This is a genomic window from Faecalibacterium butyricigenerans (genome assembly GCF_020687345.1).
Lineage (GTDB): Bacteria > Bacillota > Clostridia > Oscillospirales > Ruminococcaceae > Faecalibacterium > Faecalibacterium butyricigenerans.
In genome coordinates this window covers 1-23666 of the sequence record NZ_JAJEQL010000032.1, presented here as the reverse complement: position 1 = coordinate 23666, position 23666 = coordinate 1, and the positions used below count along the sequence as shown (strand labels likewise).

The following is a 23666-nucleotide window of genomic DNA, read 5'->3' as shown; positions in this document are numbered from 1 at the left end:
AAACGGAAAAAAGCTAGCCGCTGCGCTAAACGCTTTTTTCTCGTTTCTCCGATTTGCTGCTTCGCAGCTGGTGTTACCTCTCTGCTTCTGGCCCAGCGGAGCGACTACGGCGAAGATGCCGCGAATAAAAAAACAGAAAAACTAAGGAACCAATATCATGTCAATGTTAAATCAATTTTTCGATTACAAGCCCGAAGTTCTGGCGCTGGACGAAAAGGCCCTTGCGCTTTGCCAGCCCTACTTCAAGCAGATGGAGGACATCCGCGATTACAACCAGCTCAAGATGCTGAAAGCCTTTGCGGACACCCAGATGTCCTCCACCGATATGCTGGGCACCACCGGCTACGGCCTGTGGGACAGCGGCCGCGCCAAGCTCGAGCAGATCTTTGCCGAGGTGATGGGCGCGGAGGATGCGCTGGTGCGCAGCCAGTTCCAGAGCGGCACCCACACGCTGGCGGTGGCCCTCTTCGGCCTGCTGCGGGCGGGCGATACCCTGCTGGCCGCCACGGGCCGTCCCTACGACACGCTGGAAGGCGTCATCGGTCTGGACGGCAAGGGCAAGGGCACCGGCACCCTGATGGACTACGGCATCCGGTACGACGAAGCGCCGCTGAAGGCGGACTTCACCCCGGACTATGAGCTGATCGCCCAGAAGGCCCCGGGCGCGAAGGTGTGCCACATCCAGCGCAGCCGCGGCTATCTGCAGCGCAACGCTTTCGACCTCGACACCATCCGCAGGGTCGCTGACACCGCCCGCGCCGCCAACCCCGACATCATCGTCTTTGTGGACAACTGCTACGGCGAGTTCACCCAGAAAGAGGAACCCTGTCAGGCCGGTGCCGACCTCGTGGTGGGCAGCCTCATCAAGAACCCCGGCGGCGGCATCGCCCCCACCGGCGGCTACATCGCAGGCCGGAAAGAACTCGTGGAGCTGTGCGCCTACCGTTTGAACGCCCCCGGCCTCGGCAAAGAGCTGGGCTGCACCCTCGAGACGCCCCGCGATATGTATCTGGGCTTCTACTACGCCCCCGGCGTGGTCTGCGAGGCCATCAAGACGGCCATCTATGCCCAGTGTCTGCTGGAGCTGGTGGGCAAAAAGCCCATCCCCCGCTACTGCGAGGCCCACAACGACATCGTCACCTGCTTTGATGCCGGTACGGCAGACGCCCTCATCGGCTTCTGCCGGGGCGTGCAGGCCGCAAGCCCCGTGGACAGCTATGCCGCTCCGGAACCCTCTCCCGAGCCGGGCTACACCGACGAAGTCATCATGGCCAGCGGCAGCTTCACGCAGGGCAGCACCATCGAGCTTTCCTGCGACGGCCCCCTGCGTGAGCCGTACACCTGCTATCTGCAGGGCGGCCTGAACTTCGCCGCCAGCCGCGCAGGCGTCCTGCTGGCAGTGCAGAATGCGTATTTCAAGGATTGAGTGTAGAAGAAGCTGCTGCAAGATAAAAATGCGATAGCGGTCTGCACAAAGAAATAACACAAGACCCGGAACCTCTCTGAGCCACTCTGGCCCTGAAAAGGTTCCGGGTCTTGTGCATTATAGCAATTCAACTTTTTAATGCAACAGCAACAGCGTTGAATTGCATATCGCAAATATGCTGTTTGAATGTTGCACTAATTTCTTGTCTTGCGATAAAAGCGCAGACTGCTCTACTCTTCGATATTCAAGAGCGGCAGCCTCAGTGTGAAGATGCTGCCCCTGCCGACTTCGCTTTGCAGGGTGATCTCGCCGTGGTGGAGGCGGGCCAGCTCCTGCGCGATGGTCAGGCCGAGGCCGGTGGAGTCGTGCTTTTTGTCGGCAGAGGTGTGGAAATACCGGTCGAAGACGGCCCCCTGATCTTCCGGTGCGATGCCGCAGCCGGTGTCCTGCACGCTGACGCAGGCCGTCCCGCCCTCGGCGCGGCAGACCACATGGATGCTGCCCCCGGCGGGGGTGTAGTGGATGGCGTTGGTCACGAGGTTCTGGAGGATCTGCTGCAGCCGCACGCTGTCGCCCCAGACGGGCAGGAGAACGTCGGCGCTGAGGCAGAGCGCAACACCCTTTTGGTCGGCCTCGCTCTGACAGGCCGCACAGACGGCGGCGGCTTCTTCGTTGAGCGCAGCGCGGTCCTCGTTGAGCAGGAGCTGCTTCTGCTCAAGCTTGGCCGCGAGGAAGAGGTCTTCCGTCAGCCGCCGCAGAAACTCGACGCGCTGGCGCAGGGCGGGCAGAAGGGCAGGCAGGGCCTCGGGGGCAGATTCCAGCGTTTCCAGCCCGTTGCTGACTGCAAACAGGGGGCTGCGCAGGTCGTGGAAGATGTTGAGCATCATGCTCTTGCGGGCATCGGTCTCGGCGGTCAGCTCCTTCGTCCGCTCGGCCACCCGGGCGTCCAGCTCCCGGGCCAGCTGCTCGGTGCGGTCGAAGAGGAGGGCGAACCGGCGACAGACGAAGACCATGCAGCCGATGGCAAAGGGCAGGTCGTAGAGGCGGGAGCAGCGCAGCAGGTAGAAGGGGACGGACTCCACGAAGAAGGGGCTGTCCAGACCGGGCAGCAGCGCCCAGATCCGGAAACCGGTGGTGACGGCGCAGGGCAGGAGCATCAGTCCGGCCCCCTCATAACCCGCCTTCACAGCGGCCATCAGGAGATAGAGGCAGAAGAACATACCGGCCGCCAGCACTCCCACTCGAAGCGGGGGATAGTCGTTCATGCCCAGCAGGAAGAAAACGGCACAGCCCGCGATGAGCCCGAGAAGCCCCCGCCCGGAGCGGGGCAGCTCCATGCCCAGCAACCCCGCAGCCAGCAACGCCGAGGCCAGCACCGTGAAGGCGAAGAAAGAGCGGAGAACGAGTTGAAGCGGGCCGCTCCGGATGGCCGGGAAGAAAAAGACCATCAGCGCCCACGCGCTCATGATGACAAGGTAGAGCAGAAAATATCCCAGCTCCGGCTGATGCTTATAATGGTAGAGGGCCAGCACCACCACCCCCATCGTCACAAAAGCCGTCAGGGTGATGAGCTGGGTCAGGGTGCGGAAACGGAAGGCGCGGTCGGCGAAAGCCGAGGACATCAGCCATGTCTGGGGGCTGCGGCGGCAGGCGAATACCAGCTCCACCGTTTCGCCGGGTGTAACATCCAGCGCGTACAGCTCGCCCGAGCGGGCAAGGTCGGTCAGCCGTTCGGCCTCCAGCGGCGCTGCCGTATTGGTAACGCAGAGGGTGAGAGACGAGAGATCCTCCCCGGCGGTGAAGGTGAAATGCCACTGGCCGGGAGCCTCCTGCCGCCAGCCATCCGGCGCGATGCCCTTGGCGGCCTGCTGGGCCGTAAGGACGCCGCCGCTGGGCAGCTGCTGGAACTGTGCATTGCCCCAGATGCCGGCCAGCACGATGAAAGCCGTCAGCAGGGCGGAAAAAATGAGAATGGGCCATTTTTGCTTCATGGCGATGCCTCCCCTTGTGGATGTAAGAAAAATAAGGTATACTATAGTATATCAAATCGTGCGAAAAAAGGGGAGGGCTGACAGGGATGATCCGCGTATTGTTGGTGGAAGATGACCCCGTGATCCGCGACACCACCTGCTATTTTTTAAAGAGCCAGCAGAATTTCGAGGTGGTCTGTGCGGAGACGGGCGGCGACGCGCTGAGCCATGCGCGGGAGAGGTTCGATGTCATCCTGATGGACATCCTTCTCCCGGACACCAATGGAGTAGACCTCTGCCAGCGCCTGCGAAGCTGGCACCACTGCCCCATCATCTTCACCTCCTGTCTGGACGACACTGACACCATCGTCCGTGCGCTGGAAATGGGCGGCGATGACTTTCTGGCCAAGCCCTATAACAACAAGATCCTTCTGGCCCGCATCATGGCCAACATCCGCCGGGTCCAGATGGACGGCGCAGAACCCAGCGTCAACGGCTACCACTGCACGGCCTTCACACTGGACGCCAACAGCCACAGCGTAGAGAAGGACGGACGCAGCGTCCATCTGGCTGATATGGAATACCGCATCCTGACCCTCTTTGTCCGCTACCCGAACACCTTTTTTACGGCCAATGAGCTTTACCAGAAGATCTGGGGCAAGGACAGCCTTGGCGATGTACGGACGGTGCAGGTCCATATCCATAACCTCCGCAGCAAGATCGAGCCGGACCCCGCAAAGCCTGTCTACTTAAAAAATGTCTGGGGAAAGGGATACGTCTTCCAGCCGGAGGGGGAAAGGGCTTAAGAATCGTTTAAATGAGAGCGCCGACTTTTTAAGGAAACTTAAACAGTCGGCGCTCTTTTTGCGGTTTGTTAAGCAAATAATTAACGAAAATGGACTTTGGGACGAAAATCAGACCGAATGGCGGCGGAGAAGTTTAAGGATTCTTAAAAGACAGACCCCTGCATTTGTGTTAAATTATTGTCGAACGATGTGGGCGCAGCGCGAGAAGGTCTGCCGCCGCACGGAGCTATGAGCAAGAATAAAGAAGAACGAGAAGAAAGGGTCTACGCAAAATGAATAAGATCTCCCGCAAAGGTTTTCTGAAGATCGCTGCCGCTGCCGCCATGTCCGGTGTCACTGCCGGTGCACTGGCTGCCTGCAACACCGCCGGCTCCTCCACCGCAGCTTCCTCCGGCGCAGCCGGTACCTACATCCCCGGCACCTATGAGGGCACTGCCGAGGGCATCTCTTCCACCGTCAAGGTCACGATGACCTTCTCTGACAGCGCTGTGACCGATGTTGTGGTCGATACCTCCGGCGAGACTGCTTCCTACGGCGCTGCCGCTGCCGACGAGCTGCGCGAGCAGCTGATGGCCGCCGGCTCTGCCGAGATCGACGGCGTCTCCGGCTCCACCATCACCTCCGACGCTGTCATGAAGGCCGCCAAGAGCTGCTACGCACAGGCCAAGGGCGAGGCTGCTGTGACCTCCGTCCAGCTGCCCACCGGCGATGAGACCGACTGGCTGGGCAAGGAGCCTGACATCGACGAGGCTGCCATCACTGAGACCGTGGACACCGACATCCTCATCGTCGGCGCGGGCAACGGCGGCATGGGCGCAGCTGCCTACGCAGCCGCCAACGGTCTGAACTTCCGCGTCATCGAGCAGAACGGCAATGTGCAGGATACCCGCCACTGGGTCGGTGCGGTGGACGGCTTCGGCGCACAGGCACAGGGCATCAAGATGGACCGCGCAAAGCTCCTGAGCGAGGTGTCCCGCTACGCTTCCGGCAAGTGCGACCAGCGCGTTGTCAAGACCTGGATCAACGAGTCCGGCGAGATGATCGAGTTCATCCGCTCCATCATGGAGGACAAGTACGGCGTCAAGATGATCTACACCTACGGCGATGAGGCAAGATGGCCCGCCGAGAACGCCGAGCACAACACCGACTATATGTACCCGGAGATCGAGTACACCTACGACCGCAGCTCCGGCGCAGCCCGCAACGAGCTGCTGCTGGACTACATCCGCGAGCTGGGCTATGATGTGGACTTCAAGACTTCTCTGGCAAAGCTGGAGAAGGACGAGACCGGCCGCATCACCGGCGTCATCGCCCAGAGCACCGAGGACGACCACTTCATCCGCTACAACGCCAACAAGGGTGTCCTGCTGGCCTGCGGCGGCTTCCCCGGCAACCCCTACATGATGGAGCAGCTGGACCCGCTGGGCACCTCCGTCACCACTGCCTGCTCCTACTCTCCGGCCGATAAGGGCTACGGCATCCGTGCTGCGGTCTGGGCCGGCGCAAACTTCGACAAGGAAGCAGCCCCCATGCTGTTCGACCGCGGCATCGTGGCCCCCGGCGTGGACGGCGGTTATGTGGCAAGCGATTCTGCCTTCGGCGGCAAGGCCTTCCCCGGCCCCATCCGCCAGTACAACCCCGGCACCCAGCCCTTCCTGAAGGTCAACCGCAACGGTGAGCGCTTCGCCAACGAGAGCAGCCCCTACAACGACATCGTCTATGCTGCTGCCCACCAGCCGGGCCGCGTCTACGCACAGATCTGCGACGCCAATATTCTGGAGGACGCAAAGCGCTTCCACACCATCGGCTGCTCTGCTCAGACCCGTGCCGGCGGCGAGAAGTATTTCCAGGGCAAGGTCGATGAGGCGGTCGCAGCCGGCACTCTGTTCGTCTGCAACACCATCGAGGAGCTGGCCGACAAGCTGGGCTTCACCGGTGAGGCAAAAGACACCTTCCTCGCTACCGTTGACCGCTACAACGAGCTGTACGACAAGCAGGAGGATGAGGACTTCGGCAAGCCCGCTTACCGCCTGAGCGCCATCCGCACCGCCCCCTTCTACGGCTGCTGGCTGGGTGCCTCCCTGCTGTGCACCGAGCAGGGCATCGCCATCAACGATAAGGGTCAGGCTCTTGACAACGACAACAAGCCCATGCCCGGCCTGTACGTCACCGGCGATATGTCCGGTTCCTTCTTCGCCAACAACTACCCCTGCCTGATGGCGGGCGTGGCAATGGGCCGCACCCTGACCTTCGCCATCAAGGCCATCAAACAGATGGGCGGTCTGGAATAAGTCGTCCCTCCGTGCTGCCTGAGCACAGGATAAAATGAAAAGACACCGCAGAAGCGCAAACTTCTGCGGTGTCTTTCGTTATTCGAAACCCTCTATACACAAAAAACACCAGATGGGTCGATGTCTCAAAAAACAGCCTCAGCACACGGCCCGGTGGACGGGCAGAGGCTCCGTGATGTCGGGGTGGATGCCCTCACGATAATCGAGGTCGCCCTGATCGAGGCCGCGCAGCAGCACCTCGGCCGTGGCGATGTTGGTGGAGATGGGCACGCTGTGCATATCGCACAGCCGCAGCAGATTCTGCTCGTTGCTGCTGCCGGTCTCCTGCTTGAGGGGGTCGCGGAAGAAGAGCACAAGGTCTACTTCGTCACAGGCCACCCGGGCCGCGATCTGCTGGATGCCGCCCAGCTTCCCGGAGAGGTAGCAGTGCACGGGCAGACCGGTAGCCTGCGCCAGCATCCGACCGGTGGTACCGGTGGCAATGACCGTGTTGCGGGATAGGATTCCACTGTAGGCGGTACAGAACTGAAGTGCAAGTTCTTTGCGGGAGTCATGTGCGAGTATAGCAATCGTCATAACGCTCTCTCCTTCATTCCAAGTATAGTGTTGTGGGTGGGCGGATATGCTCGGAAAAGTGTCCCCGGATAGAAAACGACTTAAAAAACTGAAGCCTCGTGGAGAACAACTCTCAACAAACAGACCAAACAAGTAAGATGGTGTTGAATTATACCTTCATCTTAAATTTAACCCACTCAAAGCCCGGATGTCAAGAGGTTTGTTGTGATTTTTGCAAGACAAAATGGGGAAAGTATGACTATAGCTTTGTGGAGAATGGCGAAAATTTGGATACAAGGATTTATTCTCCGGTGCATTTGTAAAAATTTTTTCATCCAAAAGTGTATCTTGCAGAAAAACAGTCCATCCGGATGAAACAAAAGTACAGGCCGGGGCGTCTGGCCTCGGCCTGTCGTGAAAAATGAAGAAAATTTTTATCGCAGCGGCAGTCTTGTCAAAGGATCACCGGACCTGACCGTCGCCGCGGATGATGTACTTGTAGCTGCACAGCTCGCCGAGGCCCATGGGGCCGCGGGCGTGGAGCTTCTGGGTGGAGATGCCCATCTCGCAGCCGAGGCCGAACTCGCCGCCATCGGTGAAGCGGGTGGAGCAGTTGGCGTAGACGGCAGCACTGTCCACGGCAGCCGTAAAGAGGGCCGCGTGGGCGTCGGTCCGGGTCAGGATGGCTTCGCTGTGGCCGGTGGAGTGGGCCGCGATGTGGGCGACGGCCTCCTCCACGCTGTCCACGACCTTCACCGCGAGGATGTAGTCGAGGAACTCGGTGTCGAAGTCCTTCGGCCCGGCGGGTGTGCCCGGGATGAGGGCGGCGGCGCGCGGGTCCAGCCGCAGCTCCACCGGGTGCAGGCCCTTGGCGGTGCGGTCCGGTCCGAGGCGCTGGGCCAGCTTCGGCAGGAACCCGGCCGCGATGGCGCTGTGGACGAGGCAGACCTCCTCGGCATTGCAGACGCTGGGGCGGCTGGCCTTTGCGTTCTCGATGATGTCCAGCGCCTTGGTTTGGTCGGCGGTGTCGTCCACGAAGATGTGGCAGATGCCGGTGCCGGTCTGGATGCAGGGGACCTTTGCGTTCTCGACGCAGGCCCGGATGAGTCCGGCCCCGCCCCGGGGGATGAGCAGGTCCACATACCCCACAGCGGTCATGAGGGCGTTGGCCGAGGCGTGGGTGGTGTCCTCGATGAGGCAGACCGCCGTTTCGGGCAGGCCGTTGGCCCGCAGGCCCTGCCGCAGGGCGGCTACGATGGCGTTGGCCGAGCGCCACGCCTCCTTGCCGCAGCGGAGGATGCAGGCGTTGCCGCTCTTGATGGCGAGTGCGGCGGCGTCGCTGGTGACGTTGGGACGGCTCTCATAGATGATGGCGATGACGCCCATCGGCACGGCGGTCTTTTCGATGAGGAGGCCGTTGGGCCGCTGGATACGGCTCAGCACCCGGCCCACCGGGTCGGGCAGGGCGGCGACGTCCCGGATACCCTTGGCCATCGCCGCGATGCGCTGGGGCGTCAGAGCGAGGCGATCCAGCATGACGTCGCTGATCTTCCCCTTGGCAGCAGCCATATCCTCAGCGTTGGCGGCGAGGATGGCGTCCAGATGCTCCGGTGCGCCGAGGGCGTCGGCCATCCCGCCGAGGGCGGCGTTCCGGGTGGTGCCGTCCGAGAGGGCGACGGCGGTCTTGGCCGCACGGGCGGCCTCGAGGATCTCCTGTGTGGTCATGGTCATGCCTCCTGTCTGTGGGCCGCAAAGCGGGTGCCGACGGCACGGCCCTCGGCGATGTCATAGAGCAGCTCGGGATGGGCGCCGTTGGCGATGACCATGTCGGCCCCGCTGGACGTCACCATCCGGGCGGCGCGGAGTTTGGTGGACATACCGCCGGTGCCCAGCGCCGACCCGGCCCCATCGGCCAGAGCCATCACCTCGGGGGTGATCTCTTTTACCAGCGGGATAAGCTTTGCCTCCGGGTGGGTGTGGGGGTTGGCGGTGTAGAGGCCGTCGATGTCGCTCAGCAGCACCAGAAGGTCGGCTTTGATGCAGCAGGTGACGATGGCGGCGAGGGTATCGTTGTCGCCGATGGAGGTGATCTCATCGGTGGCCACGGTGTCGTTCTCGTTGATGATGGGCAGTGCGCCCAGCTCCAGCAGCCGGGTGAGGGTGTTCTGAATGTTCTCCCGGCGGCTGGCGTGCTCGACGTCCACGCCGGTGAGCAGGATCTGGGCCACCGTATGGTCATAGGCGCTGAAGAGCCGGTCGTAAACATACATCAGCTCGCACTGGCCCACGGCGGCGCAGGCCTGCTTGGAGGACATATCGGTGGGGCGGGCGGGCAGCGACAGCTTGCCCACGCCCATGCCGATGGCACCCGACGACACGAGGATGACCTCATGCCCGGCGTTCTTCAGGTCGCTGAGGACCTTTACCAGTTCCTCGGCGTGGCGGATGTTCAGCCGCCCGGTGGCGTGGGCCAGCGTAGAGGTGCCCACTTTGACGACGATGCGCATAGATTCAGCCCTTTCCCATCTCTTTTGTCTTATTGTAGGCGGCGAGGACGGCGTCCATCACAGCGCCCCGCATCCCCTTTTCTTCCAGCACCCGGACGCCTTGGATGGTGCTGCCGCCGGGGCTGCACACGGCGTCCTTGAGTGCGCCGGGGTGCTGGCCGCTCTCGAGCACCAGCTTTGCGCTGCCCAGCACCATCTGGGCGGCATACTCCTGCGCTTTGGCCCGGGGCAGGCCGCAGGCCACACCGCCGTCGGCCAGCGCCTCGATGAACTGGTACACCCAAGCCGGGCCGCAGCCGGACACGCAGCTGGCTGCGTCGATGAGGGCCTCCGGCACGGCGTCCAGCCGCCCGGCGGGGGCCATCAGGCGGAGGAAGTCGGCTTCCTCCTCGGCGGTGACACCGGAGGTGCAGTACTGGATCATGCCTGCCCCCACAGAGGCCGGGGTGTTGGGCATGATGCGGATGACGGGGTAGTCCCCGCCGGCCAGCTCCTGAATGCGGCCGATGGACAGGCCTGCCGCCATGCTGCACAGCACGAAGCGGCCCGGCCGCTCGGCCAGCGTGAAGCGGAGAGGGGCAAGAAGCTCCTCCATCATCTGAGGCTTGACGGCCAAGAAGATGAGGTCGCAGCGGCCTGCGACTTCGTCGTTGCTGGTGGTGTTGCAGCCCAGCTCTGCGGCCAGCGCCTCCGCCTTGGCGGGGGTGCGGTTGGCCAGCCAGACGCTCTGGGGGTCGGCTGCCTTGCAGACGGCCCGGGCGATGGCCCCGCCCATGTTGCCGCAGCCTAAAAATCCGATGGTCTTTCTCATACTTACCCTTCCTTTCTGCTTTCCATTTAAGCACAGCCGGGCAGAAAATCAAGTATTTTGTCTCTGCTGCGGGGGAAAAGAGGCAGTCTTTGCCGGAAATAAAGAGGAAACACCCGGCGGTGGGACACAAAAAGTTCATGAAAATGTTGGAAAAGATGCTTGCACTGTTCCGGCGGTCTGCGGTATCATAAAGATATGACCGATGAAAGTTGGAAAACTCTGCGCGGCAGAGGGACAGGCAGAGAGCCTTGGGGCAAGAGGCTCTGGTCGGAAAGGATGGGCATTCTTGTGGCACAGACGACAAAACGGGCGCTGGAAGCATCGCTGAAAAAGCTGCTCCTCCGCAAGCCCCTGAATAAGATCACGATCAGCGACATCACCGAGGACTGCGGCGTCAACCGCATGACCTTTTATTATCATTTCAAGGACATCTATGACCTTGTGGACTGGATCCTGATGGAGGATGCCGCCGAGGCGCTGGAGGGACTTCAGGATTTCGAGACGTGGAGCGGGGCGCTCCGGGAGATGCTGGAAAAGGTGCAGGCCAACCGGGTGCTGGTGCTGAACGTCTACCGCTCGGTCAGCCGCGAACAAGTGGAGCAGTACCTTTATAAGATGCTGGACCCGCTGCTGCGGATATTCGTGGAGCGGCTGAACATCCCGGTAAAAGAGGAAGACAAGCAGTTCATCATCGACTTTTACAAGTACGGCTTCGTGGGACTGGCGCTGGAATGGATCCGCCGCGACATGAAGGCCGACCCGGCCATCATGGCCGAGCGCCTGAACACCATCATGCAGGGCGACCTGAAGCGGGCCTTGCAGCGCTTCCGCACGGATGGAAAAGCATCAATCGAGACAGACTGATAAAAAATTGAGCAACAAAAGCAGGGTGATGGAAAAACTATCACCCTGCTTTCGTTGTTTATAGAACCTTTGCGGAGAAAATGTTAAAGTATTGTCAAAGAAAACCGGCAAAGAACCGGCTAAGGAGGCTGACATTATGAGTACCGCATTGGATTCTCTGAGCCACAAGGTGCAGCGTGCTGCTGTCGGGACGATGGTGGATGTCGCACTGGCCCATGTCAACAAGGACCGTCAGAAGGCGATCGCCGAGATGGTGGACGTGGCAAAGCAGTTTTACGGCGATTCCTTCAGCGAGGAGACCTACGAGCACGCCCACGCCGTGCTGGCTGACCCGGACAGCAAGTGGTCGAAGCTCATCAACTGTGTGCTCAGCCAGACAGACCCCAATGTGGCCCGCACCACGGCCCTCAACCTCGGCTATGAGGCATTCTTCCGGGGCACCAAGACCATCCGGGAGAACCGGGTCAAGTACCGCTGCAACATCCCGTGGCTCATCCTCTTCGACCCCACTTCGGCCTGCAATATGCACTGTGTGGGCTGCTGGGCGGGCGAGTACGGCCACAAGAACAACCTCAGCTTTGAGGATATGGACAAGATCGTCACCGAAGGCAAGGCGCTGGGCGTCTACCTCTATATGCTCACCGGCGGCGAGCCGCTGGTGCGGAAGGCGGACATCCTTCGTCTGGCGGAGAAGCACAACGATGTGCAGTTCGCCATCTACACCAACTCCACCCTCATCGACGAGCCGTTCTGTGAGCGGGTGGTAAAGCTGGGCAACATCGCCTTCATGCTCTCCATCGAGGGCACGCCTTCCACCAACGATGCCCGGCGGGGCGATGGACACTATGCCGCTGTCATGCACGCGATGGACCTGCTGAAGGCCCACGGCATCCTCTTCGGGACGTCCATCTGCTACACGAGGGACAACCTTGAGGCCGTCACCAGCGACCACTTCATGCGGATGCTCTGCGATAAGGGCGCGCATTTCGGCTTCTACTTCCATTACATGCCGGTGGGCAACGAGGCTACACCCGAACTGATGCCCACCCCGGCCCAGCGCAAGTATATGCTGGAGCGCATCCGGTATCTCCGCTCGGAGAAGAGCGACATCCCGTTCTACCCGATGGACTTCCAGAACGACGGCGAGTTCGTGGGCGGCTGCATCGCAGGTGGACGCAACTACTTCCACATCAACTCGGCGGGCGACGCCGAACCTTGCGTCTTTATCCACTACTCGAACGCCAACATCCACGACAGCAGCATCCTCGACATCCTCCGCAGCCCCCTCTTCATGGCCTATCACAATGGGCAGCCGTTCAACAAAAACCACCTGCGGCCCTGTCCGATGCTGGAAAATCCCGAGCTGCTGCGGAAGATGGTCCACGACACCGGTGCCCACAGCACGGATCTGCAGTCCCCCGAGACTGTAGACCACCTCTGCGACAAGTGTGCGGCCTATGCGGCAGACTGGCAGCCTGTGGCCGACGAGATCTGGTCCCACGTCACGCTCCGGGAGAGCCGGTACGAGAACTACAAGGACTGGAGACCCACTACCGCGAAATGACTTTATCGGTCTTTCCACTGGAATAAAAATGCGCAGAAAAGCCCCCATCTTCACCGGCTGAGGCAGCCGGGAGGATGGGGGCTTGTTCTTGTTATTCTTCGCCGGAGTCGATGACGATCTCGGTCTCGCTCTCTGCTTCGGCAGGGGCGGGAGCCGGGTCATCCGGGTCGCCGAACTCTTCATGGTAGGTTTCTACCTGCCCGAGCTGGCCGTTGCGGCGGAGGCCATGGAACACCAGCTTCTTGATGATGTCGTAGATGACGGCAAACAGCGGCACACCTACGATCATGCCCACGAAGCCCCACAGCCCGCCAAACAGCAGGATGGAGAAGAGCACCCAGAAGCTGGAAAGTCCGGTGGTGTTGCCCAAGATCTTCGGGCCGATGACGTTGCCGTCCAGCTGCTGGAGCACCAGAACGAAGAGCACGAACCAGAGAGCCTTGATGGGACTCTGGATGAGGATGAGCAGGGTGGCGGGGACCGCACCGATGAAGGGGCCGAAGAAGGGGATGACGTTGGTGACGCCGATGATGACGGACACCAGCAGAGCGCTGGGGAACTTAAAGACGATGCAGGCAAAGTAGCAGAGCACGCCAATGATGGCAGAGTCCAGAATCTTGCCGTTGATGAAGCCGCCGAACATCCGGTCTGCGTAAAGGACTTCTTCCTGAATAAGCTGCGCCCAGCGGGGCTTGAAGATGCTGTAAAGGATCATCTTGGCCTGCTTGACAAGTTTTTTGCGGCTGGCCAGCAGGTAGACCGCAACGATGAGGCCGATGAGCAGGTTCTTGAACCACGTCACCACGTTTATGACGCCCACGCCTACGCTGCTCAGGATGCCCTGCAGGTTCTGGAGGGAGGGCAGCAGGGTGGTGCGCAGAGAGGCCAGATTGCTCGTGATGGCATCGTAAGCGTCGTTGAAGTAGCCCATCAGGGTCGCATTGTCCAGAAAGACGTCCTGCGTGTTGATCCACCGCATGAAGCGGGTGATGCTGGTCTGGGCCGTGTAGTAGAGGGAGGTGACGCTGGAGATGACCTGCGGCACCACCATCATCACCAGCGCGTAGACCACCAGAATGCCGAAGAGCAGGGTGGCCGCGATGGCCAGCATATTGGCCAGACCGTGCATCTTCTGGGGGAAGATGCGGTGCAGAAAGTTCTCGATGGTGTTGCACACCGGCTTGAGCAGGTAGGCGATGACCGCACCATAGATGAAGGGCATCAGGATGCCGGTCATGGTGGAGACGGCGTCGCCGAAGCCGTCGAAGCGGTAGATGAAGAAGAAAAAGAGGATGCTCAGGCTTATCGCACCAAAGCCCGCCAACATTCCGTAGATGTAGGGCTTGATGTGCGGTTTTTTGTCCATCATGTGAGACTCCATTCCTGCCGCAGACGGCAGGAGCCGATACGGCGATGTTTAGATTTTGTTGCTGCGGCGCCAGATGTGCATCTTCTCGGCCTCTTTGATGAGCTGCTCACGGAAGTCGGGGTGTGCCACGTTGATGAGGGCCTCAGCCTTCTCCCAAGTGGTCAGGCCCTTGAGGTTGACGCAGCCGTACTCGGTGCAGAGATAATGCAGGTTGGCGCGGGTGTCGGTGATGATGCTGCCATTTTCCAGCGTGGGACGGATGCGGCTCTCCAGCTGGCCGGTCTTTTTATTAAAGAAGGTGGAGGACAGGCAGATGAAGCTCTTGCCGCCCTTGGAGAGGTAGGCACCCAGCACGAAGTCCAGCTGGCCGCCTGCACCGGAGATGTGCTTGATACCGGCGCTCTCCGCGTTCACCTGACCAAACAGGTCGATGTCCACCGCATTGTTGATGGAGATGAAGTTGTCCAGTGCGGAGATGCTGCGGATGTCGTTGGTGTAATCGACGGGGGCGGACATACACTCGGGGTTGTTGTTGAGGTAGTCGTACATCTTCTGGGTGCCGGCACCGAAGGCGTAGACCTGACGGCCCTTGTCCAGCTGCTTGTGTGCGCCGGTGATCTTGCCGGCCTTGGCGATGTCCACAAAGGCATCGACGTACATCTCCGTGTGGACGCCGAGGTCCTTCAGGTCGCTCTGTGCGATGAGGCTGCCGATGGCGTTGGGCATACCGCCGATGCCCAGCTGCAGGCAGGCACCATTGGGGATCTGGGGCACGACGAGATTTGCGACCTTCAGATCGACCTCAGAAGCGGGGCCGGCAGCGGCCATCTGGCCAATGGGCGGGTTGCTGCCCTCCACGATGCCGGTGACCCGGGAGATGTGGACGCAGTTCTCCATGCCGCCGAGGCAGCGGGGCATATTGGTGTTGACTTCGACGACGATCTTCTTGGCCTTCTCGCAGACAGCGCCCAGATGAGAAGCGCTGGGGCCGAAGTTGAAGTAGCCGTGCTCGTCCATCGGCGTTACCTGAAAGACGGCGACATCCAGCGGGTCGGGGCTTTCGCGGTAATAGCGGGGAAGCTCAGAATACCGGATGGGGGAGTAGAACGAAAAGCCCTGTGCGATGGCCTTGCGCTCGATGCCGCCCATATGCCAGCTGTTCCAAGTCATGTGGGCAGCAGGGTCGTCGATCTGGAAGATCTCGGGCACCCACATCAGGATGCCGCCGCGGAAGTTGACATTCTCCAGCTCCGGCAGGCGCTTTGCAAGGGCGGCGTCCACGGCCACAGGGGTGTTGACACACCAGCCGTAGTCCACCCAGTCGCCGCTCTTGACCAGCGCGGCAGCCTGCTCGGCGGTCATCTTTTTCTGCGCGTACATTTCCTTAAAATCCATTATAAACCATCCTCTCCTATAATAACATAAAAGAATTGTAAATTTACCATTTACATTCCTGCGGAACAAAGATCTTTGCCGGAAATTTACCGTTCGTTTCCAGTTTTGACACCGGCTTATCACATCCCGGCGGTATCCTTGGAAACAGCAGGACGGATGCCTCCGGCAGAGGCAGACTTGCTCAACTTAGTTATAACATTAACAAAGAGCAGAATCAAGCCCCCTTTCGTAAAAAATAGCCCTACGGACAAGATGACTAAAAATCTTAGCAATTTGTGGGGATAATTTGGTACGACAAAAACAAATTTTTTCGAAAAAAGACTTGATAAAATTTTGACAATATGGTTTACTTAATGTGTACCAAGACAAAGCGCCCCAGTGCGACGTTAATTGACTAAAAATTAACGATGTTGCGAGGGGCGTATGCCTCGATACTTGAAGCGGGAACTGAAAAGTGCTATCATGGCAACACCAAATTGCGCTTTTCCAAAGCGCGGCGATAAAGGAGACCATACCGATGGCAACAGCAGTTTACCCCGGGTCCTTCGACCCGGTCACGAGAGGACATCTCGACATCATCAAGCGGGCAGCAAAGATCAACGACCACCTCATCGTGGCAGTGCTCATCAACAGCGCGAAGAACCCCCTGTTCACCGTAGAGGAGCGGGTGGCGCTGCTGCAGGAGTGCTGCAAGGACATCCCGAACGTGACGGTGGAGGGCTTTGACGGCCTGACCGTGGAGTTCGCCAAGAAGCGCCACGCCTCGGTGATGGTGCGGGGCCTGCGGGCCGTGACGGATTTCGAAAACGAGATCCAGCTGGCGCAGACCAACCACGCACTGATGCCCGGCATCGAGACCATGTTCCTCGCCACCAGCATCAAGTGGAGCTACCTTTCCTCCACCATCGTCAAGGAGGCTGCCCGCTACGGCAGCAACATCTCCAAGTTCGTGACGCCCAACGTAGAAGCGGCCATCCACGCGAAAGTGGAGCAGCTTCAGGCGGAAGGAAAGACCATCTGATCCCTTTTATCATGCAGAAAGGCTCTCGGGCCTTTTGATAGATCGTTTTACGAAAACCCCGTAAATATACACATTTCAGGAGGCTATTAACATGAAAAAAATTGTTATCGCATCTGCCTGCCGTACCGCTATTGGTAAGTTTGGCGGCACTCTGGCAAACGTCCCTGCTGCTGAGCTTGGCTCCATCGTCATCAAGGAAGCTCTGAACCGTGCAAACGTGAAGCCTGAGCAGGTCGATCATGTTTACATGGGCTGCGTCATTCAGGCTGGTCTGGGCCAGAACGTCGCCCGTCAGGCTTCCCTGAAGGCTGGCCTGCCCATCGAGACCCCCGCTGTCACCGTCAACGTGGTCTGCGGCTCTGGTCTGAACTGCGTCAACATGGCTGCTCAGATGATCGAGGCCGGCGATGCTGACATCGTGGTCGCAGGCGGTATGGAGAACATGGATATGGCTCCCTTCGCCCTGCAGAAGGCCCGCTACGGCTACCGCATGGGTTCTCCCATGGGCAAGAGCGAGCTGGTCGATACCATGGTCAACGACGCACTGTGGGATGCCTGCGGCTTCAACAAGCACATGGGCATGACCGCTGAGAATGTCTGCAGCAACGAGACCTATCAGAAGAAGTACGGCTACAGCCCCATCACCCGTGAGCAGCTGGATGAGTTCTCCTACAACAGCCAGATCAAGGCTGACAAGGCCATCAAGGACGGCGCATTCAAGGACGAGATCGTTCCTGTCGTCATCAAGGGCAAGAAGGGCGACACCGTGTTCGATACCGATGAAGGCCCCCGTCTGACCCCGGTCGAGAAGCTGGGCACCCTGAAGCCCGCCTTCACCAAGGACGGCATCGTGACCGCTGGCAACTCTTCTGCTATCAACGATGGCGCTGCTGCTCTGGTCGTCATGAGCGAGGAGAAGGCTAAGGAGCTGGGCATCAAGCCTCTGGCTACTTGGGTCGCAGGTGCTCTGGCAGGCGTCGAGCCTGAGGTCATGGGTCTCGGCCCCATCGCTGCCACCAAGAAGGTCATGGCAAAGACCGGCCTGACCGTTGATGATATGGATCTGATCGAGGCCAACGAGGCATTTGCAGCTCAGTCCATCGCAGTCGGCGAGGCTCTGGGCTTTAACAAGGACAAGCTGAACGTCAACGGCGGCGCCATCGCTCTGGGCCACCCGGTCGGCGCTTCCGGCGCTCGTATCCTCGTCACCCTGCTGTATGCTATGAAGCATCGTGGTGCAAAGAAGGGTCTGGCTACCCTGTGCATCGGCGGCGGCATGGGCTGCGCAACCATCGTCGAGATGGACTAAGTTCCCTTTGAAGGGTCACTCCGGATATTGATACCGCCCGGACAAGGGGCAGGACCGGAGACCTGTCCCCCTGTCCGGGGGCTGATTTGAGTAAGATATAACCTGATTGGAGGTTTTCACAATGGCATTTGTAAAAACCGAGGTGCAGGGCGCTGTCGAGATCATCACCATCGACCGCCCGAAGGCACTGAACGCCCTGAACCCCGAGGTTCTGGCTGACCTGAAGGCTGCTTTTGAGGCAGTCGATCAGGAGACCATCCGCTGCATCGTCCTGACCGGCGAAGGCGACAAGAGCTTCGTGGCAGGCGCTGACATCGGCTCCATGAGCACCATGACCAAGGCCGAGGGCGAGGCTTTCGGCAAGCTGGGCAATGATGTGTTCCTGATGATCGAGAGCTTCCCCATCCCCGTCATCGCAGCCGTCAACGGCTTCGCACTGGGCGGCGGCAACGAGCTGGCTATGAGCTGCGACATCCGCATCTGCTCCGACAACGCTGTGTTCGGTCAGCCGGAAGTCGGTCTGGGCATCACCCCGGGCTTCGGCGGCACCCAGCGTCTGGCCCGTCTGGTGGGCATGGGCATGGCAAAGCAGCTGGTCTACTCTGCACTGAACATCAAGGCAGACGAGGCATACCGCATCGGTCTGGTCAACGCAGTGTATCCGCAGGCTGAGCTGATGGAGAATGTCCTGAAGCTGGCAGGCAAGATCGCCAAGAACGCCCCCATCGCGGTGCGCAACTGCAAGAAGGCTATCAATGACGGCATCAGCCTCCCCATCGAGAAGGCTGTCGAAGTCGAAGAGAAGCTCTTCGGCGACTGCTTCGAGACCCACGACCAGAAGGAAGGCATGGCCTGCTTCCTGAGCCGTGAGAAACCGAAGCCCAAGGCTGTGTTCACCAACAACTAAAACCAACCACCTCTGCAAAGCCTCCCCGGAAAGGGGAGGTGGCGGAGAGGATATACATTACATAATAAAGGAGAGATTTCCCATGAAGATCGGTGTTATCGGCGCTGGCACTATGGGCCAGGGCATCGCAAAGGCATTTGCTCAGGTCGAGGGCAACACTGTTGCACTCTGCGACATCAAGCAGGAGTGGGCTGAGAATGGTCTGGCAAAGATCAAGAAGGGCTACGACAAGCTGGTGGCTAAGGGTAAGATGACGCAGGAGAAGGTCGACGCTATCGTCGCCGCCATCACCCCGGGCCTGAAGGAAGACCTGTGCGCTGACTGCGACCTCATCGTTGAGGCTGCTTTCGAGGATATGAAGGTCAAGCAGACCACTTTCGGCGAGCTGGATAAGATCTGCAAGCCCGAGTGCATCTTCGCTTCCAACACCTCTTCTCTGTCCATCACCGAGATCGGCAAGGGCCTGTCCCGTCCCATGATCGGTATGCACTTCTTCAACCCCGCTGACCGCATGAAGCTCATTGAGGTCATCGCTGGCTGCAACACTCCTGCTGAGACCGTCGAGAAGATCAAGGAGATCTCCGTCGCCATCGGCAAGAACCCCGTGCAGGTCAACGAGGCTGCCGGCTTCGTCGTCAACCGCATCCTGATCCCGATGATCAATGAGGCTGCCTTCATCAAGATGGAGGGCGTCTCCAACATCGCCGGCATCGACACCGCCATGAAGCTGGGTGCTAACCACCCGATGGGCCCCCTGGAGCTGGGCGACTTCATTGGTCTGGACATCTGCCTCGCCATCATGGACGTCCTGTACAAGGAGACCGGCGACAGCAAGTATCGTGCCTGCCCGCTGATCCGCAAGATGGTCCGCGGCGGCAATCTGGGCTGCAAGAGCGGCAAGGGCTTCTACGTTTACAACGCAGACCGCACCAAGACCCCGGTGGACGAGCTGTAATTTAGTTTGAAATTTCTCTCGGTCGCCCTCAAAAAGCGGCCGGGAGGAATTTGTTTGCACAGGACAAGCGTGCAGCTGCCCTGTGCTGAAAGAAAAACATCCGTTAGGAGGATATAGCGATGGATTTTACTCTGTCCAAGCAGCAGCAGATGGTGCAGAAGATGTACCGCGAGTTTGCTGAAAACGAAGTTAAGCCTCTGGCAAAGAAAGTTGATGCCGAAGAGTATTTCCCCAAGGAGACCGTCGAGAAGATGGGCAAGCTGGGCATGATGGGCATTTACTTCCCCACTTCCGTTGGCGGCGCAGGCGGCGATGTCCTGTCTTACGTCATGGCAGTTGAGGAGCTGAGCAAGGTCTGCGGCACTACCGGTGTTATCGTTTCCGCACACACCAGCCTGTGCGCAGCCCCCATCTACGAGAACGGCACCCCCGAGCAGAAGGCAAAGTACCTGCCCAAGCTGTGCAGCGGCGAGTGGCTGGGCGCTTTCGGCCTGACCGAGCCGGGCGCTGGCACCGACGCTCAGGGCCAGCAGACCATCGCAAAGGAAGATGGCGATTACTGGGTGCTGAACGGCTCCAAGATCTTCATCACCAATGCCGGTTTTGCTGATGTCTTCATCGTCATCGCTGTCACCGACGTCGTGCCCGACAAGAAGGGCCGTCCCACCAAGCTGTGCTCCGCCTTCATCGTGGAGCGCACCGACCCGGGCTTCTCCGTCGGCAAGGCTGAGGACAAGATGGGCATCCGTGGTTCTTCCACCTGCGAGCTGATCTTTGAGGACTGCCGCATCCCGAAGGACCGTATGCTGGGCATCCGTGGCAAGGGCTTCCAGCTGGCTATGGCCACTCTGGACGGCGGCCGTATCGGCATCGCCTCTCAGGCTCTGGGCATCGCCGAGGGCGCTCTGCAGGAGACTGTCGCTTACGTCAAGGAGCGCAAGCAGTTTGGCCGCAGCATTTCCGCTTTCCAGAACACCCAGTTCGAGCTGGCTGAGATGAAGGCCCGCATCGAGGCTGCAAAGTATCTGGTCTACGCTGCCGCTCTGAAGAAGCAGGAAGCAATGAACGGCGCAAAGGTCCGCTACAGCGTCGAGGCTGCTGAGGCTAAGCTGATCGCAGCCCGCACCGCCAGCGATGTCACCCGCCGCTGCCTGCAGCTGTTCGGTGGCTACGGCTACACCCGTGATTACCCCATCGAGCGCATGATGCGCGATGCCAAGATCACTGAGATCTACGAGGGCACCAGCGAAGTGCAGATGATGGTCATTTCCGGCGCGCTGCTGAAGTAAGGGAGGCAAGATTTACAATGAAAGCAATCGTTTGTGTAAAGCAGGTTCCTGATACCTCCGGTAAGGTGGCCGTCAAGGCGGACGGTACTCTGGACCGTGCCTCTATGGCAACCATTACCAACCCCGATGACCTGAACGCTCTGGAGGCCGCCCTGAAGCTGAAGGACGAGACCGGCTGTGAAGTCGTCGTCGTCACCATGGGTCCCCCGCCGGCCGAGGGTATGCTGCGTGAGCTGCTGGCCCGCGGCGCTGACAAGGCTGTTCTGGTGTCCGGCCGCGAGTTCGGCGGTTCTGATACCTTCGCAACCAGCCAGATCCTCGCTGCTGCGGTCAACAAGATCGGTGTCGGCCCCGAGGACGTCGTGTTCTGCGGCCGTCAGGCAATCGATGGCGATACCGCACAGGTCGGCCCTCAGATCGCTGAGAAGCTGCACCTGCCTCAGGTGACCTATGTTGCAGACATCCAGAAGGATGGCAACACCCTTACCGTCAAGCGTATGCTGGAAGACGGCTACATGATGGTCAAGGTGCAGACTCCCTGCCTGCTGACCTGCATCAAGGAGCTGAACCAGCCCCGCTATATGAGCGTCAACGGCATCTTCACCTGCTACGACAAGCCGATGGAAGTGTTCGATTACAATGCACTGAAGGACGATCCGCTGATCGAGGTCGATACCATCGGTCTGAAGGGTTCTCCGACGAACGTCTTCAAGTCCTTCACTCCTCCGCAGAAGGGCGCAGGCACTATGCTGACTGGCGACGATACCGCTGCACAGCTGGCTGGTATCCTGGCCAAGAAGCACCTGATCTGATGAAAGGAGCATAGGATTACAATGGCTGATTTTAACGAATACAAGGGCGTCTGGGTCTTCTGCGAGCAGCGCCAGGGCGCACTGATGTCCACTGATTTTGAGCTGGTCAGCGAGGCCCGCAAGCTGGCTGACGAGCTGGGCTGCGAGGTCACCGGTCTGCTGCTGGGCGACAACGTGGAAGGCATCGCAAAGGAGCTGGGCGGCTATGGCGCTGATAAGGTCCTGGTCTGCGAAAGCCCCCTGCTGAAGGATTACACCACTGACGCATACGCTAAGGTCGTCTGCGACATGGTCAACGAGTATAAGCCTGAGGTCCTGCTGATCGGTGCTACCAACATCGGCCGTGACCTTGGCCCCCGCTGCGCAGCTCGTCTGCACACCGGCCTGACCGCTGATGCGACCCATCTGGACATCGACACTGCAAAGTATGTCGAGTTCCTGAAGGAAAGCTCCACCATCGACCTGTCCAAGCAGAAGTTCGATTATGAGGATCGCAACCTGAAGATGACCCGTCCCGCATTCGGCGGCCATCTGATGGCTACCATTATCTGCCCCCGCTTCCGTCCCCAGATGTCCACTGTCCGTCCCGGCGTCATGAAGAAGGCTCCCTTCGATCAGGCCAAGGCAGATGCCTGCCAGATCGTGAAGCCCGCATTCAGCCTGACTGCTGACGATGTGAAGACCGAGGTCCTGAGCGTTGAGAAGGCAGCTGAGAAGCTGGTCGATCTCATCGGCGCAGACGTCATCGTCTCTGTGGGCCGTGGCATCAGCAAGGACGTCAACAAGGGCATTGAGCTGGCTGAGCAGCTGGCTGTAGCTCTGGGCGGCGGCGTTGTCGGCGCATCCCGTGCCGTCACCGACGCAGGCTGGATGACCGCTGACCATCAGGTGGGTCAGACCGGTAAGACCGTCCACCCCAAGATCTATGTGGCTCTGGGCATCTCCGGCGCGATCCAGCACACCGCAGGTATGCAGGATTCCGAGTGCATCATCGCCGTCAACAAGAACGAGTCCGCCCCCATCTTCGGCGTGGCTGACTACGGCATCGTTGGCGACTTGTTCAAGGTCGTTCCCGAACTCATCAAGCAGATCGAGGCAGCAAAGGCTGCTCAGTGATCGGCTGAGAAATAGGTTTCTGGAGGGCAGCTCGAAAGGGCTGCCCTCCTTTTTTGTGTTACAGCCAGAAAATAATAAAAATTCTAAAATTTACCATTGACAGAGCTAAGGGAGTATGGTATATTATTGCCAGAGAGATGAAGGCGCGTGAGCGCTGGAAAATCAGTTAAATCTGATCGACTCAAAAAAGAGTTTGCGAATAGAATATTTAGCAAAATAGTTGAAAAGCTATGACGCAAAGCTAAAGGGCCTGTAAAATGGTAGCCAGTTGCATTTTGAGGAATTGCCTTTACTTTGTCTATGAGTATTGTGGTTCCTCTTTTTTTAGTCGCCGGAACAGATTTGAGTGACGATGTCTTTCGAAAGTCCCCCGATAGACGAGCAGGAAACGTCTCTTGGGGGATTTTTTATGCCCTTTTGCGTCCCGCGGCTGCGATACCTATATAAAGATGGTATGGTTTTGCGTCTGAAAAATACAAGAGGATGAAGCCGATTTCAGTCAGCGCGAAAAAACTTGAAAAAAGAAGTAAAAAAGTGTTGACATCCGGGCGGTGATGTGGTATTATACTTGAGCGCCAAGCGCTGAGACAAAAGAATGACTTCCGAGTCTCAGCTAGAAGTAAAGCGAAAAGAACCAATAGACGCGAGAAAGTCCGGCAGGAATGTGAGAGACTTTCGAGATGCTCCAAGTTCGGTAAG

The 23666-nt window shown here is 59.4% G+C and carries 19 protein-coding genes and 1 riboswitch; of the genes, 12 read left to right on the top strand and 7 right to left on the bottom strand.

Annotation, left to right across the window (positions count from 1 at the left end; genetic code table 11):
- The first annotated feature begins 163 nt into the window (after window positions 1–163).
- Window positions 164–1426 (top strand): methionine gamma-lyase family protein, encoded by a 1263-nt coding sequence (locus tag LKD23_RS10580; protein WP_227621614.1) that lies wholly within the window; start codon window positions 164–166, stop codon window positions 1424–1426.
- A 230-nt stretch (window positions 1427–1656) separates the two neighbouring features.
- Here the strand turns inward: LKD23_RS10580 and LKD23_RS10575 are convergent, their stop codons facing one another.
- Window positions 1657–3417: a sensor histidine kinase gene (locus LKD23_RS10575; protein WP_227621613.1), complete on the bottom strand. Its 1761-nt coding sequence runs from the start codon at window positions 3415–3417 to the stop codon at window positions 1657–1659.
- Window positions 3418–3503: 86 nt separating this feature from the next.
- Between LKD23_RS10575 and LKD23_RS10570 the strand changes: the two genes are divergently transcribed.
- Together LKD23_RS10570 and LKD23_RS10565 are read left to right on the top strand one after the other, a co-directional pair.
- Window positions 3504–4202 carry a response regulator transcription factor gene (locus tag LKD23_RS10570; protein WP_227621612.1) on the top strand — a complete coding sequence of 233 codons (699 nt, stop codon included), beginning with the start codon at window positions 3504–3506 and terminating at the stop codon, window positions 4200–4202.
- 272 nt (window positions 4203–4474) lie between these two features.
- Window positions 4475–6493, top strand: coding sequence for an FAD-binding protein (locus tag LKD23_RS10565; protein ID WP_227621611.1), 2019 nt, complete (start codon window positions 4475–4477; stop codon window positions 6491–6493).
- A 138-nt stretch (window positions 6494–6631) separates the two neighbouring features.
- On the opposite strand, the gene LKD23_RS10560 is transcribed toward LKD23_RS10565, so the two are convergent.
- The 4 genes from LKD23_RS10560 to proC all read right to left on the bottom strand — a co-directional run bounded on the left by LKD23_RS10560 (window position 6632) and on the right by proC (window position 10366).
- Window positions 6632–7069 carry a methylglyoxal synthase gene (locus LKD23_RS10560; protein ID WP_227621610.1) on the bottom strand — a complete coding sequence of 146 codons (438 nt, stop codon included), beginning with the start codon at window positions 7067–7069 and terminating at the stop codon, window positions 6632–6634.
- A 441-nt stretch (window positions 7070–7510) separates the two neighbouring features.
- Complete coding sequence (locus LKD23_RS10555) at window positions 7511–8773, bottom strand: glutamate-5-semialdehyde dehydrogenase (RefSeq protein WP_227621608.1); 1263 nt, start codon at window positions 8771–8773, stop codon at window positions 7511–7513.
- A 2-nt stretch (window positions 8774–8775) separates the two neighbouring features.
- Window positions 8776–9555, bottom strand: coding sequence for a glutamate 5-kinase (gene proB, locus LKD23_RS10550; RefSeq protein WP_227621606.1), 780 nt, complete (start codon window positions 9553–9555; stop codon window positions 8776–8778).
- Window positions 9556–9559: 4 nt separating this feature from the next.
- Window positions 9560–10366 (bottom strand): pyrroline-5-carboxylate reductase, encoded by an 807-nt coding sequence (gene proC, locus LKD23_RS10545; RefSeq protein WP_227621604.1) that lies wholly within the window; start codon window positions 10364–10366, stop codon window positions 9560–9562.
- Between the two features lie 288 nt (window positions 10367–10654).
- On the opposite strand from proC, the gene LKD23_RS10540 reads away from it, so the two are divergent.
- Both LKD23_RS10540 and LKD23_RS10535 read left to right on the top strand, forming a co-directional pair.
- Window positions 10655–11230 carry a TetR-like C-terminal domain-containing protein gene (locus LKD23_RS10540; protein ID WP_227621602.1) on the top strand — a complete coding sequence of 192 codons (576 nt, stop codon included), beginning with the start codon at window positions 10655–10657 and terminating at the stop codon, window positions 11228–11230.
- Window positions 11231–11366: 136 nt separating this feature from the next.
- Complete coding sequence (locus LKD23_RS10535; RefSeq protein ID WP_227621600.1) at window positions 11367–12794, top strand: radical SAM/SPASM domain-containing protein; 1428 nt, start codon at window positions 11367–11369, stop codon at window positions 12792–12794.
- Window positions 12795–12885: 91 nt separating this feature from the next.
- On the opposite strand, the gene LKD23_RS10530 is transcribed toward LKD23_RS10535, so the two are convergent.
- On the bottom strand, window positions 12886–14163 hold the full coding sequence (locus tag LKD23_RS10530; RefSeq protein ID WP_227621599.1) for an AI-2E family transporter: 1278 nt from the start codon (window positions 14161–14163) through the stop codon (window positions 12886–12888).
- A 48-nt stretch (window positions 14164–14211) separates the two neighbouring features.
- A complete protein-coding gene (locus LKD23_RS10525; RefSeq protein ID WP_227621598.1) occupies window positions 14212–15558 on the bottom strand; it encodes a butyryl-CoA:acetate CoA-transferase in 1347 nt (448 codons plus the stop codon).
- 517 nt (window positions 15559–16075) lie between these two features.
- On the opposite strand from LKD23_RS10525, the gene coaD reads away from it, so the two are divergent.
- The 7 genes from coaD (at window position 16076) to acrA (ending at window position 22967) form a co-directional block, all read left to right on the top strand.
- Window positions 16076–16579, top strand: a complete 504-nt coding sequence (gene coaD, locus LKD23_RS10520; protein ID WP_227621597.1) for a pantetheine-phosphate adenylyltransferase — start codon at window positions 16076–16078, stop codon at window positions 16577–16579.
- A gap of 91 nt (window positions 16580–16670) precedes the next feature.
- Window positions 16671–17888, top strand: a complete 1218-nt coding sequence (locus LKD23_RS10515; RefSeq protein ID WP_227621596.1) for an acetyl-CoA C-acetyltransferase — start codon at window positions 16671–16673, stop codon at window positions 17886–17888.
- Between the two features lie 121 nt (window positions 17889–18009).
- Complete coding sequence (locus LKD23_RS10510; protein ID WP_055187889.1) at window positions 18010–18795, top strand: enoyl-CoA hydratase-related protein; 786 nt, start codon at window positions 18010–18012, stop codon at window positions 18793–18795.
- An 82-nt stretch (window positions 18796–18877) separates the two neighbouring features.
- Window positions 18878–19750 (top strand): 3-hydroxyacyl-CoA dehydrogenase family protein, encoded by an 873-nt coding sequence (locus LKD23_RS10505; protein WP_227621595.1) that lies wholly within the window; start codon window positions 18878–18880, stop codon window positions 19748–19750.
- Window positions 19751–19869: 119 nt separating this feature from the next.
- Window positions 19870–21039: an acyl-CoA dehydrogenase gene (locus LKD23_RS10500; protein WP_227621594.1), complete on the top strand. Its 1170-nt coding sequence runs from the start codon at window positions 19870–19872 to the stop codon at window positions 21037–21039.
- Window positions 21040–21056: 17 nt separating this feature from the next.
- A complete protein-coding gene (gene acrB, locus LKD23_RS10495) occupies window positions 21057–21851 on the top strand; it encodes an acryloyl-CoA reductase electron transfer subunit gamma (protein WP_227621593.1) in 795 nt (264 codons plus the stop codon).
- Window positions 21852–21872: 21 nt separating this feature from the next.
- Complete coding sequence (gene acrA, locus LKD23_RS10490) at window positions 21873–22967, top strand: acryloyl-CoA reductase electron transfer subunit beta (RefSeq protein ID WP_227621592.1); 1095 nt, start codon at window positions 21873–21875, stop codon at window positions 22965–22967.
- A 200-nt stretch (window positions 22968–23167) separates the two neighbouring features.
- Window positions 23168–23243, top strand: a riboswitch (cyclic di-GMP riboswitch).
- Window positions 23244–23666: the final 423 nt, after the last annotated feature.

What these genes read in the sequence shown, in the direction of transcription:
- LKD23_RS10515 (WP_227621596.1), top strand. Translation starts at nt 16,671, where the DNA reads ATGAAAAAAATTGTTATCGCATCTGCCTGCCGTACCGCTATTGGTAAG.
- LKD23_RS10535 (WP_227621600.1), top strand. Translation starts at nt 11,367, where the DNA reads ATGAGTACCGCATTGGATTCTCTGAGCCACAAGGTGCAGCGTGCTGCT.
- LKD23_RS10570 (WP_227621612.1), top strand. Translation starts at nt 3,504, where the DNA reads ATGATCCGCGTATTGTTGGTGGAAGATGACCCCGTGATCCGCGACACC.
- LKD23_RS10525 (WP_227621598.1), bottom strand. Translation starts at nt 15,558, where the DNA reads ATGGATTTTAAGGAAATGTACGCGCAGAAAAAGATGACCGCCGAGCAG.
- LKD23_RS10560 (WP_227621610.1), bottom strand. Translation starts at nt 7,069, where the DNA reads ATGACGATTGCTATACTCGCACATGACTCCCGCAAAGAACTTGCACTT.
- acrA (WP_227621592.1), top strand. Translation starts at nt 21,873, where the DNA reads ATGGCTGATTTTAACGAATACAAGGGCGTCTGGGTCTTCTGCGAGCAG.
- LKD23_RS10505 (WP_227621595.1), top strand. Translation starts at nt 18,878, where the DNA reads ATGAAGATCGGTGTTATCGGCGCTGGCACTATGGGCCAGGGCATCGCA.
- LKD23_RS10580 (WP_227621614.1), top strand. Translation starts at nt 164, where the DNA reads ATGTTAAATCAATTTTTCGATTACAAGCCCGAAGTTCTGGCGCTGGAC.
- coaD (WP_227621597.1), top strand. Translation starts at nt 16,076, where the DNA reads ATGGCAACAGCAGTTTACCCCGGGTCCTTCGACCCGGTCACGAGAGGA.
- proB (WP_227621606.1), bottom strand. Translation starts at nt 9,555, where the DNA reads ATGCGCATCGTCGTCAAAGTGGGCACCTCTACGCTGGCCCACGCCACC.
- LKD23_RS10565 (WP_227621611.1), top strand. Translation starts at nt 4,475, where the DNA reads ATGAATAAGATCTCCCGCAAAGGTTTTCTGAAGATCGCTGCCGCTGCC.
- LKD23_RS10500 (WP_227621594.1), top strand. Translation starts at nt 19,870, where the DNA reads ATGGATTTTACTCTGTCCAAGCAGCAGCAGATGGTGCAGAAGATGTAC.
- acrB (WP_227621593.1), top strand. Translation starts at nt 21,057, where the DNA reads ATGAAAGCAATCGTTTGTGTAAAGCAGGTTCCTGATACCTCCGGTAAG.
- LKD23_RS10555 (WP_227621608.1), bottom strand. Translation starts at nt 8,773, where the DNA reads ATGACCACACAGGAGATCCTCGAGGCCGCCCGTGCGGCCAAGACCGCC.
- proC (WP_227621604.1), bottom strand. Translation starts at nt 10,366, where the DNA reads ATGAGAAAGACCATCGGATTTTTAGGCTGCGGCAACATGGGCGGGGCC.
- LKD23_RS10575 (WP_227621613.1), bottom strand. Translation starts at nt 3,417, where the DNA reads ATGAAGCAAAAATGGCCCATTCTCATTTTTTCCGCCCTGCTGACGGCT.
- LKD23_RS10510 (WP_055187889.1), top strand. Translation starts at nt 18,010, where the DNA reads ATGGCATTTGTAAAAACCGAGGTGCAGGGCGCTGTCGAGATCATCACC.
- LKD23_RS10530 (WP_227621599.1), bottom strand. Translation starts at nt 14,163, where the DNA reads ATGATGGACAAAAAACCGCACATCAAGCCCTACATCTACGGAATGTTG.